This window comes from Rhizobium sp. BR 362, from assembly GCF_036528765.1.
Taxonomy (GTDB): domain Bacteria; phylum Pseudomonadota; class Alphaproteobacteria; order Rhizobiales; family Rhizobiaceae; genus Rhizobium.
The window spans coordinates 25,318-38,238 of record NZ_JARWGH010000029.1 but is presented as its reverse complement, the minus strand read 5'-3'; the positions used below and the strand labels follow the sequence as shown (position 1 = coordinate 38,238).

Annotated in this window: 15 protein-coding genes; 9 read left to right on the top strand and 6 right to left on the bottom strand. The window is 60.6% G+C overall.

Going from position 1 to position 12,921, the window contains the following annotated elements; genetic code table 11:
• Window positions 1–179 precede the first annotated feature (179 nt).
• Both QDY28_RS24510 and QDY28_RS24505 read left to right on the top strand, forming a co-directional pair.
• Window positions 180–923, top strand: coding sequence for a DUF1223 domain-containing protein (locus tag QDY28_RS24510; RefSeq protein WP_331384090.1), 744 nt, complete (start codon window positions 180–182; stop codon window positions 921–923).
• A gap of 360 nt (window positions 924–1,283) precedes the next feature.
• Complete coding sequence (locus tag QDY28_RS24505; RefSeq protein WP_331384089.1) at window positions 1,284–1,685, top strand: DUF2794 domain-containing protein; 402 nt, start codon at window positions 1,284–1,286, stop codon at window positions 1,683–1,685.
• A gap of 257 nt (window positions 1,686–1,942) precedes the next feature.
• Here QDY28_RS24505 and QDY28_RS24500 read toward each other — a convergent pair whose 3' ends face one another.
• The 4 genes from QDY28_RS24500 to QDY28_RS24485 all read right to left on the bottom strand — a co-directional run bounded on the left by QDY28_RS24500 (window position 1,943) and on the right by QDY28_RS24485 (window position 6,863).
• The gene (locus tag QDY28_RS24500; RefSeq protein WP_331384088.1) at window positions 1,943–2,500 is read right to left on the bottom strand and encodes a GNAT family N-acetyltransferase; all 558 of its coding nucleotides are present in this window, start codon (window positions 2,498–2,500) and stop codon (window positions 1,943–1,945) included.
• Between the two features lie 122 nt (window positions 2,501–2,622).
• Window positions 2,623–3,366: a Bax inhibitor-1/YccA family protein gene (locus QDY28_RS24495; protein ID WP_331384087.1), complete on the bottom strand. Its 744-nt coding sequence runs from the start codon at window positions 3,364–3,366 to the stop codon at window positions 2,623–2,625.
• 243 nt (window positions 3,367–3,609) lie between these two features.
• Complete coding sequence (locus QDY28_RS24490; protein ID WP_331384086.1) at window positions 3,610–6,156, bottom strand: ABC transporter permease; 2,547 nt, start codon at window positions 6,154–6,156, stop codon at window positions 3,610–3,612.
• Window positions 6,153–6,863 carry an ABC transporter ATP-binding protein gene (locus QDY28_RS24485; RefSeq protein ID WP_331384085.1) on the bottom strand — a complete coding sequence of 237 codons (711 nt, stop codon included), beginning with the start codon at window positions 6,861–6,863 and terminating at the stop codon, window positions 6,153–6,155. The genes QDY28_RS24490 and QDY28_RS24485 overlap by 4 nt, the downstream gene beginning before the upstream one ends.
• A 74-nt stretch (window positions 6,864–6,937) precedes the next feature.
• Here QDY28_RS24485 and QDY28_RS24480 point away from each other — a divergent pair, with 74 nt between their 5' ends.
• Together QDY28_RS24480 and thpR are read left to right on the top strand one after the other, a co-directional pair.
• Window positions 6,938–7,588 carry an arylesterase gene (locus tag QDY28_RS24480; RefSeq protein ID WP_331384084.1) on the top strand — a complete coding sequence of 217 codons (651 nt, stop codon included), beginning with the start codon at window positions 6,938–6,940 and terminating at the stop codon, window positions 7,586–7,588.
• Between the two features lie 68 nt (window positions 7,589–7,656).
• Window positions 7,657–8,253 carry an RNA 2',3'-cyclic phosphodiesterase gene (gene thpR / locus QDY28_RS24475; protein ID WP_331384083.1) on the top strand — a complete coding sequence of 199 codons (597 nt, stop codon included), beginning with the start codon at window positions 7,657–7,659 and terminating at the stop codon, window positions 8,251–8,253.
• Here the strand turns inward: thpR and QDY28_RS24470 are convergent.
• Window positions 8,184–8,666, bottom strand: a complete 483-nt coding sequence (locus QDY28_RS24470) for a low molecular weight protein-tyrosine-phosphatase (protein ID WP_331384082.1) — start codon at window positions 8,664–8,666, stop codon at window positions 8,184–8,186. The two genes, thpR and QDY28_RS24470, sit on opposite strands and share 70 nt — an antisense overlap.
• A 36-nt stretch (window positions 8,667–8,702) precedes the next feature.
• Here QDY28_RS24470 and QDY28_RS24465 point away from each other — a divergent pair, with 36 nt between their 5' ends.
• From QDY28_RS24465 to QDY28_RS24445, 5 genes are all read left to right on the top strand, one after another.
• Window positions 8,703–9,008: a 4a-hydroxytetrahydrobiopterin dehydratase gene (locus tag QDY28_RS24465; protein ID WP_331384081.1), complete on the top strand. Its 306-nt coding sequence runs from the start codon at window positions 8,703–8,705 to the stop codon at window positions 9,006–9,008.
• Window positions 9,009–9,075: 67 nt separating this feature from the next.
• Entirely contained in the window at window positions 9,076–9,465 is a 390-nt protein-coding gene (locus QDY28_RS24460; RefSeq protein ID WP_331384080.1) for a YkvA family protein, read from the top strand.
• Window positions 9,466–9,794: 329 nt separating this feature from the next.
• Complete coding sequence (locus tag QDY28_RS24455) at window positions 9,795–10,355, top strand: invasion associated locus B family protein (protein WP_331384079.1); 561 nt, start codon at window positions 9,795–9,797, stop codon at window positions 10,353–10,355.
• A 265-nt stretch (window positions 10,356–10,620) separates the two neighbouring features.
• Window positions 10,621–11,856 (top strand): 23S rRNA (adenine(2503)-C(2))-methyltransferase RlmN, encoded by a 1,236-nt coding sequence (rlmN, locus tag QDY28_RS24450; RefSeq protein ID WP_331384078.1) that lies wholly within the window; start codon window positions 10,621–10,623, stop codon window positions 11,854–11,856.
• Between the two features lie 5 nt (window positions 11,857–11,861).
• On the top strand, window positions 11,862–12,290 hold the full coding sequence (locus QDY28_RS24445) for a hypothetical protein (RefSeq protein WP_331384077.1): 429 nt from the start codon (window positions 11,862–11,864) through the stop codon (window positions 12,288–12,290).
• On the opposite strand, the gene QDY28_RS24440 is transcribed toward QDY28_RS24445, so the two are convergent.
• Window positions 12,274–12,915 carry a LysE family translocator gene (locus QDY28_RS24440; protein WP_331384076.1) on the bottom strand — a complete coding sequence of 214 codons (642 nt, stop codon included), beginning with the start codon at window positions 12,913–12,915 and terminating at the stop codon, window positions 12,274–12,276. The genes QDY28_RS24445 and QDY28_RS24440 overlap by 17 nt on opposite strands.
• Between the last annotated feature and the right edge of the window lie 6 nt (window positions 12,916–12,921).

Genomic DNA, 12,921 nt, shown 5'->3' with positions numbered 1-12,921 from the left:
AACCTCTCCGGGCCTCCGTCTCACCCCTTCGTGACTTTGCGTCATCGTGCTTAGCGATTATCTCTTGTTTCAGATTTATCAGGCTTGATGAGGCCCTTCGGATATCCTGAGAAGCGCTAAGCGGTTCGGGTGTCCCGCCAGCACATGGCTTTAGAGGTCTGAGAAAGAGGTAAAACGGCATGCGCTTACGGTTTTTGGTTCCACTTCTAGCAGGCATCGCGCTCGCAAGTTCGCTGCATGCGCAGGAGCTTGCCAAAATCAAGGGCGTCGTCGAACTCTTCACGTCTCAGGGCTGCGCCTCCTGCCCGCCGGCCGATGCTGCGTTTCAGAAGCTGATCCGCCAGGGCGACGTCGTCGCACTCGCCTATCACGTCGATTATTGGAATTATCTCGGCTGGAACGACACGATGGCGTCCAAGGACAATACGGCTCGGCAATATGCCTATGCCCGTACGCTCGGCCGCAGCGGGGTCTATACGCCGCAGGCGATCATCAACGGCCGCGACCATCTGAACGGTGCCGATCTAAACGCCATCAACGTCAAGATCGACGACTTCCAGCGGCAGGGCAAGGGCCTGACGGTCCCCGTCAGTGCTGCGATGAAGGGCGATGAACTGGAGATCAAGATCGGCGCTGGTCAGGGCCGGGCCAATGTGGTTGTCGCTTATTTTGACAGGGAACAGCAGGTGTCTCCGAAGGCCGGCGAAAATAGCGGCCAGCAGATTACCTATCTCCACTCGGTTTCGGACGTCGAGACTGTCGGCATGTGGGACGGCAAGGAAATGAATGTCGTGCTGCCCGCCAATGTCTTGGAGAGAACCGGCCGGCGTGGCCTTGCAGTTCTGCTGCAGTCCTCGACGCCATCCGGCGACCCGGCGGCGATTATCGGCGCGACCGTGCTGACGATCGGGACCGACGGCTGATCTGCATTTTCGACATCAGTCGAAGTTCGCGGCTTCGGCTGGAGCCGTAAGTCCTCTCTTTCGGCTGGAGCCGAAAAGTCCTCTATTTCGGCTGGAGCCGAAAAGAGGGGAGTGCCCGGCGAGGGCGCATTCGGGGCTGGGGTTCGGTCGACACGCCCCCGACCGGGCTCGGTCTGGCGCGGCGGCACCAAACCGAGCCCTATAGTTCCGCTAAATGGGGCGTGGTTTTGACTGAAATACGGCGGCCCCAAGATGCTTTCCTGCAAGCGCAAGAAATTGTGAGTGGCTCCTGGTCTTGCAATTTGGTGTGGCTGAGGCAAACTGTCATCTTCTTGTCATGACACAACCCCTGGGGGATTGATGACTGATCAGCCGGAATTGCGACACGGCGAAAGCCGTTCCGTCGACACCACTTCTTCCGTCGTCGTTGATCTCAGAGAATACAAACAGAGTAGGGACCCGCTGCCGGTGACCTTCCATCGCAGGGAGCTGGACGCGATCCTGTGGATCTACGGCCGCATGGTCGGCGAGGGCGAATGGCGGGACTACGCCATCGACCATCTCCGGGAAAAGGCGGTTTTCTCTGTCTTCAAGCGCTCGGGCGAGCTGCCACTCTTCCGCATCGAGAAAAATCCCAAGCTCGCCGCCAAGCAGGGTGCGTTTTCGGTGATCAATACCAACGGCATGATCCTGAAGCGCGGCCATGACCTGAACCAGGTGCTGAAGGTTTTCGATAAGCAGCTCAAGCTTGTTGAGAAGTAGTTTCTCTTCACTGGCTATATGTTTGCGGAGAGTGCGGTACCCCCTCTGTCACTGTCGTGACATCTCCCCCACAAGGGGGAGATCATTGGGGGTTTGCCGATCGTCACCCACAAAACAACAAACGGCAATTTCAACAGGTTCGATGTTTGTTTGAGGCAATAGGGCGCTACGGATTACTAATCACCCCCTTGTGGGGGAGATGCCAGCGAAGCTGACAGAGGGGGGTATCAGGGGCTCGGCATATAAGCAGGCCGATACTACCCCCCAAACAACGTCCCCGGATAGACTGAGGGATCCGGGTCGGTTTCCGCGCCCTCGCCCAGCACCTTTTGCATCAACATCGTGTCCAGCCAGCGGCCGTGCTTGTAGCCGGTGCCCTTCAACAGGCCCGTCTCCGTAAAGCCGGCGGCGCGGTGAAGGGCGACGGAGGCCGGGTGGGCGCCGCCAATGACGGCGATCATCTGGCGGAAGCCGAGGGTCTGGCAGGTTTCCACCAGACTTGCCAGCAGCGCTTTGCCGATGCCACGGCCGCGCGCTTCGGGCGCGAGATAGATCGAATCCTCCACCATCCAGCGGTAGGCCGGGCGCGTGCGAAATGCGGAGGCGTAGGCATAGCCCAGAAAGGCGCCGTCCTCGCCTTCGGCGGCGATATAAGGGTAACCCTTGTCGCGGATCGCCTGGAAACGGCCCGCCATCTCCTCTTCGCCGGGCGGGACGATCTCATAACTTGCCGTGCCGTTCAAAACGGAGTCGCGATAGATGGCGGTGATGAAGGGAAGGTCGGCTGATGTGGCGTTGCGAAGGCGGAAGGACATCTGCGTTTTATTGCCTGATCTGCGATTTCAAGAAGCAGATATAAAGCCGCGTGCGAAGCCGCAAGGCAAATAGAAAAGGCGGCCGGAGCCGCCTTTTCGAGCGATCATTCATGTCGCAGCAGTTATTTGCGGTTGCCCATAAACTGCAGCAGGAACATGAACAGGTTGATGAAGTCTAGGTAGAGCGTCAGCGCGCCCATGATCGCCTTGCGGCCAGCAACGGCAACGTCGTCGGCTTCATAGTACATTTCCTTGATCCGCTGCGTATCCCAGGCGGTCAGGCCTGCGAAGATCAGTACGCCGATCACCGAGATGGCGAACTGCAGAGCGGACGAATGCAGGAAAATGTTGACGAGCATGGCGATGATCAGGCCGAAAAGACCCATCATCATGAATGAGCCCATCGCCGACAGGTTACGCTTGGTCGTGTAGCCGAACAGCGACAGCGCGCCGAAGGAGGCGGCGGTCACGAAGAAAGTCTGCACGACGCTCTGGCCGGTGTAGATGATGAAGATCGACGACAGCGACAGGCCCACCAATGCGGCATAGACCCAGAAGGTGGTCGTCGCGGCGGCAACGCTCATGCTATTGATCCTGAAGCTCAGGAAGAACACCATCGCCAAGGGAGCGAGGATGACCACCCAACGCAGCGGGCTCAGATAGATCGCCTGGCCGAAAGCTGTGATCTGCCCGTCAGCGAAGGCGAGCGAAAATGCGACATAGGCAGCCAAACCCGTGATCGCCAGACCCAGCGCCATCAGGTTATAGACCTTGAGCATGTAAGCTCGAAGGCCCTCATCTATCATCGCACCGGTTTGCGCGCCGCTCTGGGGCGCCCGGTTTTGGTAATTGCGGAAGTCAGCCATGTTTTCCTCTTTCAAGCTCCGATGTGAGTAGCGTGTCGGGCACTTTCGTCCCAGGCGCCGCTGCGGAGCTCCAGCATGCCTGCACAGAATATGAGGCTTTCACGCCGCATGCACAAGGGCTAAGCGGTGGCGGCAGGGTTAAATCGGCGTAATATCGAGCAATTTCCCGACGCGCGGTTAAGGCCCGGCATCTTGGCCGTAGGCACGCCTTTCCGAAAATCCATAGCGGTTTTCGTATTGCGCTCAGAGTTCACGCAGGACCGGCGCGGCCTTCTGGCCGAGAATGCGCCAGGTGCCGATCAACCCGATGCCGACGGTCAGCAGCAGCGCGATGATGAGGGTCGAGAAGGCGACCTCGGGAAGGAAAGCCGAAGGCAGATGCATGATGCGGCTGACGATGTACCAGGCGGCGACGGAGCCGGCGAGCAACGCGAAAACGGCGGTCGCTGCACCCAGCATCAGATATTCATAGCTGAAGGCGCGGATCAGCATGGCCCGCGTCGCGCCGAGCGTCTTCAGTACGACCGCGTCATGCGTGCGGGCGCGATTTCCCGCCGCAAGCGCTCCCGCCAGCACGAGCACGGATGCGATCAGGGCGACCGACGCCGCGGCGCGAATGGCGGCGGCAAGCTGGCCGACGAGGGTGTTGACGATATCAAGCGCATCCTTGACGCGGACGCTGGTGATCGTCGGATAGGTGTTGGTGACATTCTTCAGGATCGCGGCTTCCTGCGCCGACGTCGCTGTGGAATCAGTGAGTGTTGCGAGCCAGGCATGCGGCGCGCCCTTGAAGGTGTTGGGCGAGAAGATCATGACGAAATTGATGGACAGCGACTGCCACTGGACCTTGCGGAAGCTGGCGATCCTGGCCGTTACATTGCGGCCGAGCACGTTGACGGTCACCGTATCGCCGAGCTTCAGGCCGAGCGCCTTGCCTTCTTCGTCGGAGAAGGAGACCAGCGGTTCGCCGCTGTAATCCTTGCCCCACCATTGCCCTTCGGTGAGCGCAGCGTTCTCGGGGATCGTCTCCGCATAGGTGATGCCTCGGTCGCCGCGCAACACCCATTGGCCGGCTGGCTGCACCTTCATCTTGCTCACGTCTTCGCCATTGAAGGCGACGATGCGGCCGCGCAGCATTGGCACTTCGACGAGCTTGCCCTCAGGCGCCTGCGCCTGCACGACCTTGCGGAAGCCGTCGAGCTCCGAGCCCTGGATATCGACGAAGAAGAAATTCGGCGCCTGTTCGCTCATGCGCCCGGTGAGCTCGTGACGCATGTTGCTGTCGATCAGCGTCAAGGTCACCAGAAGCGCCAGGCCGAGACCGAGCGAGAGGACCACGGAGGCGGTGAGGGCGCCCGGCCGATGGATGTTGCCGATCGCCAATCGCAGTGCCGGCGAATGGACGCGCGGGCTGCGGCGGGCAAGCCACGCCAGCAGGGCGGCAACGGCGCGCAGCACGACGAAGGCGACGGCGATGGAGACGACGAAGACAACCGCAATGAAGCGGTCATAGGCGGTGAAGATCGCAAGCATCGCAAGTGCTGCCATCAGCAGACCGGCGGCAAGCAGATAAGGCCAGCTTGGAAGTCGGCGGGTTTCGAAACCCTGCTCCCGGAACAGCGCCGTCGCGGGCACTTCGCGGGCATGGCCGAGCGGCAGGATGGCGAAGGCAAGCGTCGTCAGCAGGCCGAAAAGCGCTGCCAGTGTCAGCGGGCCTGGATAAAGCCGCGGCGCGGTCGAAATCGGCAGGAATTCCGCCATGAACTGCGAGGCGAGCAATGGCGCGATGGCGCCGAGCACCAGACCGAAGGCGATGCCGGCGAGCGCAATCAGGGCAATCTGGATCAGGTAGATCATCACCACGACCAAGGCCGGTGCGCCCAAGCATTTGAAGGTTGCGATGGTGGTGCGCTTGGAATCGAGGAAAGCGCGCACGGCGTTGGCGACACCGACACCGCCGACGATGAGCGCCGTCAGTCCCACCAGGGTCAAAAATTGCGAAAAGCGGGTGATGTTGTCGGCGAGCGCGGGTGCGGCCCGGTTGCTGGTTCTGATGGACCAGCCCGCCTGCGGGAAGGCTGTATTGGCGCGGGCGGCGATGTTGCTCAGGCCATTGGCGGGATCGTCCATGCGGATCTTATAGACCTGCTCGACGAGACTTCCGGTCGTGATCAGGCCCGAGGCGACCAAAGCGTCACGGCTGGTGAGCAATCGCGGCGCAAAGCCGAAACCTTCCGATACCGAATCCGGCTCCATCTTCACCGTGCCGGTGATCCGCAGTTTGGCATTACCGAGCAACAGTTCGCTGCCGATCTTAAGGTTCAGCCGCTCCAGCAGCAGCGGAGCGACGACGGCGCCGTAGGTGCCGTCCTTGGCTGCGAGCAGCTTTGTCAGCGGCTGGTCTGGATCGGCCTCGAAGGTGCCGTAGAGCGGATAGGCGCCGTCGACTGCCTTGACCTCGACCAGCGCCTGATCGGAGCCGTCGGGCAGGCGAGCCATGGAGCGCAGGCCGGTGGATTGGGAGAGCTGGCCGAGACTGTTGAGATAGGTCAGTTCGTCCGGCGTCGCTTCGCGATTGTTGAGTTCGAAGCGGACGTCGCCGGCGAGCAGTGACTGGCCCTGCGTCGAGATCGCGTCGGTGATCGAGCGAGAGACGGAGTTGACGGCGGCGATTGCGCCTGTGCCGAGGGCGATGCAGGCGAGAAATATGTAGAAACCGGCAAGACCGCCGCGCAATTCGCGCAGCGCCAGGCGAAAGGCAAGCGTCAGGCGCTCTCCCGCCGCAGTCATGCCATCGCCGCCTGATTGGCCCGCGCGCGGGCGCTGTCGCCCTCGATTTCTCCGGAGCGAACGTGGATTTGGCGCGAGCAGCGGGCGGCAAGCGCCGGGTCATGGGTGACGAGCAGCAGCGTCGTGCCGCGCTCTGCCTGCTCAGCGAAAAGCAGATCGGCGATCTGCCGGCCGGTATCGGTATCGAGATTGCCGGTCGGCTCGTCGGCGATCAGCAGCGCAGGCGACGGGGCGAGCGCACGCGCGATCGCCACGCGTTGCTGTTCGCCGCCGGAAAGCTGGCCGGGATAGTGGCTCAGTCGCTCGCCAAGGCCGACGGCCTGCAATTCGCGCCGGGCAAGGTCGAAGGCGTCGCGAACATTGGCGAGCTCCAGCGGCACGGCGACATTTTCCAGCGCGGTCATGTTGGCGATGAGATGGAAGGACTGGAAGACGATGCCGATGTTGCGGCCTCGGAAATCGGCGACGCGGTCTTCGCTGAGGCTATGCAGGGGCGTGTCGCGGATCAACAGTTCGCCGCTGTCGAGTTTTTCAAGGCCGGCGAGCACCATCAGCAAGGTCGACTTGCCGGAACCGGAGGGGCCGACAATGCCGACGGATTCGCCTTCGGCAACGGTGAGGTCGATGCCTTTCAGCACGTGGACGGAGGCGGCGGCATTGCCGAGCGTCAAATCCGCCTTCTTCAGTTCGATGATGGTTTTTGCCAATGCGAACGCCCTATATACGTCAGAGACCGTGGCGGGCGCGATTTGGCCCTTACCGCGAATTTAGGGAATGGATCATGAGTTTTAAAGTTGCCGCGTTTCACTTCGCTGTCATTGCTTTCGGTCTTTTCTTTGGCGCTGCGGGTGCCGCCGATGCGCGGACCATCCAATTGGTCGGCCTCGGCGACAGCCTGATGGCCGGCTACCAGCTACCGCCGGGCGACGGATTTCCCGCCAAGCTCGAGGCGGCGCTGAAGGCCAAGGGCCTGGATGTGGCGATTGCCGATGCCGGGGTGTCCGGCGATACCAGCTCCGGCGGCCTATCGCGCGTCGACTGGTCGGTGCCGGATGGAACCGACGGTGTGATCCTCGAACTCGGCGCCAACGATGCATTGCGCGGCATTCCGCCCGAACAGACGGAGAAAAACCTCGATGCCATCATCGGCCGGCTGAAGGAGCGCAACATTCCCGTGCTGCTGGCCGGCATGCTGGCGCCGCCGAACATGGGTCCGGACTATGCAGCCAAGTTCAATCCGATCTACCAACGGCTTGCCGACAAATATCAACTGCCGCTCTATCCATTTTTTCTCGATGGCGTCGCGATGCATGCCGACTTACAATTGAATGACGGTATGCATCCGAACCCGCAGGGTATCGATGTGATGGTGCAGCGCTTTCAACCCGCCGTGACGAGTTTCATTGGGACGATTGTCGCACATGCGAAATAGGAGCTTGCACCGGCTGCAATTGCATGATTCCCTGCTGTTATCTGCAAGAGATTCGGGGAGTGCTCGTTATGCCGAGACTTTTTACCGCCCTCGAAATTCCGCGCAACGCGGCCATGAGCCTTTCGTTGTTGCGCGGCGGTCTTCCCGGAGCCCGGTGGATCGACGTTGAAAATTATCACATCACTTTGCGTTTCATTGGCGATGTCGACGGTCGTACCGCCGACGAAATCGTCGAGCGCCTGGACCGCATCGACCGGCCGGAATTCCAGCTCCGGCTGGAAGGCATCGGCTCTTTCGGCTCGAAGAAGCCGCATTCGGTCTGGGCCGGCGTCACGCAGACGCCCGATATGTACGCGCTGCAGGGCGAAATCGAGCGCATCTGCCAGCGCATCGGTTTGCCCCCGGACCCGCGCAAGTTCACGCCGCATGTCACGCTCGCGCGGCTGAAGTCATCGCGGGTCGATGATGTCGTGCACTATCTCTCCGGTCGCGGCAACTTCCACACAGCGCCGTTCACGGTCGCGCGTTTCGTGCTGTTGTCTTCGCGCGAATCGGTCGGCGGCGGTCCCTATCTCACCGAAGAGATCTTCCCGCTTCACGAGGCCCGCAGCGCTTTTCCCGCCATGGGCAACAGCGCTCTGCAGCCAGCCAAGAGCATGGTATAGACCGCTTCGAAGTCCTGGTGGCCTCCATAATAGGGGTCCGGAATGTCTTTGAGGCTGCCAAGCGTGAAGGCGTTGAAAAGGTGCAGCTTGCCGAGCGCATCGGCAGGCGCGATCTTGCGCAAATTCTTCAAATTGTCTTGATCCATTGCCAGGATCAGGTCGAACCGATGAAAATCGGCTGCCTCGATGCGGCGTGCGCGTTGAGCGGAAATATCGACGCCATGGCCTGACGCCACTTCCATGGAGCGGCGGTCCGGCCTTTCGCCCTGATGCCAGCCGCCGGTGCCGGCCGAATCGATCTCGAACTCGGAGCTTCGCCCGGCTTCGGTCGCAAGATACCGGAAGATGCCTTCGGCAAGCGGTGAACGGCAGATATTGCCGGCGCAAACAAACAGAATTCTGTGACGGTCCATAGTATCGTTCGATCGGTAGAGAGGAGTGATGTTGCTATGAAATACGAAAAGCTGGAACCGGCGGCAATCGATGAAAACCTGGCTGGCCTTAGCGGCTGGACGTTGGCCGCCGATCGCCTTTCGATGTCGAAGAGCTTCAAATTCCGCAATTTCGTCGAAGCTTTCGGCTTCATGACGGAGGCGGCTCTCGCGGCGGAGAAGCTCAATCACCATCCTGAATGGTTCAACGTCTATTCCCGCGTCGACGTAAACCTGACGACGCATGACGCGAGCGGCCTGACGGAACAGGACATCAAACTTGCCAAGGCGATGGAAAAGGCGGCGGCACGGCGAGCCGATTGAATAGCTGGTGCCGATCACCATATGTTTATGCGGCCCGGCAAAGGGCTTCCTACAGGGATGACGTGGAATGGATGACATCAAGTATGGGGAAATCCTGATGCCTGGTGACGAAGAGACACAAGAACGGCAGGAGAAGTCGGTGCGCAGCAAGTTCTGGCCGACCTTGCGCAAGGCGGCGCGGTATATCCCGTTTTCGCGCGACGTCGTTGCGGCTTTCTATTGTGCGCTCGATCCGCAGACACCGACACGCGTTCGCGGCATTCTGCTGGCCGCGCTTGGCTATTTCGTCATGCCGGTCGACATCATCCCCGACTTCTTCGCCGTTATCGGCTTTTCGGATGATGTTGCGGTGCTGACGCTCGCCTTCGGCATGATTCAAAGCCACATCCGCCAGGAGCATTATGACGCCGCCGACCGGGCCCTCGCCAACGAGCCCGAGGCCGTAAAAACGGCTTAAGTCCCGTCTCATGGACGCCGGCGGGATTCCTGCCGGGTTTCCAGACCTTTATGAGGTCTTCCTGATTTTAGAGAGGTCAAACTCTTGCCTGAATCTTTCTGTCTTAAATCGATCCCATAGGGTGGTGTTCCGCCATCCGGGTTTTCCAATTCCTCCTGATGCATTTCAGGCCCGGCCCACTTGGGTTGAAACGGCACAGATCGGGGGCAATCACCGCCCGTTGACGGTTTGGTAACCTAAATAAAGTCAAAATAGGGCAGCTCACGAGCATAGGCGTGCGTTATTTAAATCGCCTCGAGCTCTGGACCGCAAGAAATCGGCAGGAAACCATGTTTGTAAAAAGCTTCGCAATCGCCCTCTCGCTCGTTCTGGCCGGCACCGGTATCGCATCCGCGCAGACCAAGACCAAGAAGCAGGCAGCGCCCGCCCAGGCGCAGGCGGCAGCACCGGCAGCTCCGACACGCATCCAGCAGTTCGATGCCTGGGGCGCCTATTCCTACCAGTCCGGCGCCGGCAAGGTCTGCTACGTCCTTTCGGTGCCGACGGCAAAGTTGCCGGCTTCGGGCATCGACCATGGCGACAACTTCTTCATCGTTTCCCAGCGTCCGGGTCAGAACATCTCCTACGAACCGCAGGCGATGATGGGCTATCCGCTCAAGGAAAATTCCAAGGTTGATGTCGTCATCGACAACAAGACTTTCGTGATGTTCACCAAGGACAAGGCCGCCTGGGTCGAGAATGCCGCGCAGGAGCCGGCACTTGTCGCAGCGCTGAAGTCCGGCCATTCGCTGAAGGTCACCGCCACTTCGAAGAAAGGCACCGGCACGTCCTACACCTACTCCCTGAAGGGCGTCAGCGCTGCGCTGAAGCAGATCGAAAGCTGCAAGTAAGGTCAATGATGTCTCGATCACGTCAAAGTGATCGGCGTTTCCGTCGAAACCAAAGCGATGAGGCCGGCCTGGATGGCTGGCCTTTCGTCTTTCTTCAAGAGGGATGACGCGGGCCGAAATTAATGCTAAAGGCCGCGCCGACGAGCGGTGTAATTGCAATTTCCTGTCCCGCTACCAGATGAACCTTCTGATCTCAGTGCCTTGCCCGCGCCCGTAGCTTTCCGGCTTTTGGGGCATCGCCGATATGAACCATTGGAATGATCCTATGCCTGCGATCGATGTCATAACCCCATCCAAGCTGAAGCCGATGCCCGTGTCGCAGCCGGTCGAGCTTTCGCCGAAGCCCTCGCTGATCGGCTTGACGCGCGAGGAGATGGGTGCGGCGCTCAAGGAAAAGGGTGTTGCCGACAAGCAGATCAAGATGCGCGTCAGCCAGCTCTGGAACTGGATCTATGTGCGCGGCGTCTCCGACTTCGATGCCATGGCGAATGTGTCGAAGGACATGCGGGAAATGCTGAAGACGCATTTCACCATCGCCCGTCCCGAAATCGTCGAGGAGCAGGTCTCCAATGATGGCACCCGCAAATGGTTGCTGCGCTTCCCGCCGCGGGGCGCCGGCCGGCCGGTCGAGGTGGAAACCGTATATATTCCGGAAGAGGGCCGCGGCACGCTTTGCATTTCCAGCCAGGTCGGCTGTTCGCTCACCTGTTCCTTCTGTCACACCGGCACGCAGCGTCTCGTCCGCAACCTGACGGCGGAGGAGATCCTGTCGCAGCTCCTACTGGCGCGCGACCGCCTCGGCGATTTCCCGGATCGCGAGGCGCCGCAGGGGACAATCATGCCCGCCGAAGGTCGCAAGGTCAGCAATATCGTCATGATGGGCATGGGCGAGCCGCTCTATAATTTCGACAGCGTCAAGACGGCGCTGCTGATCGCCTCCGATGGCGACGGCCTGTCGCTCTCCAAGCGCCGTATCACGCTTTCGACCTCAGGCGTCGTACCGGAAATTTATCGGACCGGCGAGGAGATCGGCGTCATGCTGGCGATCTCGCTGCATGCGGTGCGCGACGATCTGCGCGACATGCTGGTGCCGATCAACAAGAAATATCCGCTGAAGGAATTGATGGACGCCTGCCGCGCCTATCCCGGCCTTTCGAACGCGCGTCGCATCACCTTCGAATATGTGATGCTGAAGGGCGTCAACGACAGCCTTGAGGACGCCAAAGGGCTCATCCAGCTCCTGAAGGGCATTCCGGCTAAGATCAATCTCATCCCCTTCAATCCGTGGCCGGGCACGAACTACCAGTGTTCCGACTGGGAGCAGATCGAGAAATTTGCCGATTTCATCAATTCGGCCGGTTACGCCTCGCCGATCCGCACGCCGCGCGGCCGAGACATTCTGGCCGCCTGCGGTCAGTTGAAGTCGGAGTCGGAGCGCATGCGCAAGACCGAACGGCTGGCTTTCGAAGCCATGATGATCGCCAACCATGGCGAGGATTGAGATCGGTGCTTCTCGGTTTGCGTAGGCCGATGCGGCTCCTGTGGGGCTATCTCGGGGCCTGTGTTCTGATGGGCTTCGTGCTGGCTTGCGTTGCCGCCTGGACGATGCCAGGAACTGCCGCCCCCGAGCTCTTCGTGCTTACCGTTGCGCTGACCAAGCTCGCAATGATCGTCAGCGTCCTGCCATCGCTTGTCGTCATTGCGATTTTCGAATGGCGCGGCATGCGCCGCTGGTACGGTTATGCCATCTACGGCGCCATACTGTCAGCGTCGGCATCCGTTCTGATCTCGGGGGGCGTCGAACGGCCGCAGACCCTCAATCTGATCACCATCGTCGTTTGCTTTGCCTTCTTGGGCATCGCCAGCGCCACCGTCTACTGGTGGATCGCCGGCCGGTTTGCTGGTCGCGGCCCCATTCTCAGCGGGAATGGGTGAGGAAGATCTTCACGGCGAAGAGCGAAAAGACGCTCGCAAAGACATAGTCGAGGCCACGCATGACGCCGCGGTTCTTTTGCAGCCACGTCGACAGACTATCGGCGGCAAGGACGACGAGCGTGTTGACCGGCATGCCGATCACGATGAAGAAGAAGCCCAGGAACAGAAGCTTTTGCGTGACGGCCGGATCACCCGCCGTGACGAACTGCGGCAGGAAGGTCATGAAGAAGATGATGACCTTCGGATTGAGCAGGTTCACCCAGAAACCCGTGGAGACATTGGCGATCGGCGTGCCCTTTGCCATATCGACCTTCTTGACCGACAGGCTGGAGCCGAAACGGATCGCTTGGATCGCCAGCCACAGCAAATAGGCAGCGCCACCGGTCTTCAGCACGGTGAAGGCGAGCGGCGAGGCGGTAATCAGCGCCGAAACGCCGAAAGCCACCAGAAACGTATGCACGACGATGCCAAGGCTGGTGCCGAGGACCACGAAGAGCGCTGCCTTCTTGCCCTGCGCCAGTGCACGGCTGATCGACAGGGTCATATCGGGGCCGGGGGTGGCCGCCAGCAGCAGGCTTGCGGCCGAGAAAGCAAGAAGGGTCGGCAGGCTGGGTATGAAGTCCATGGCATG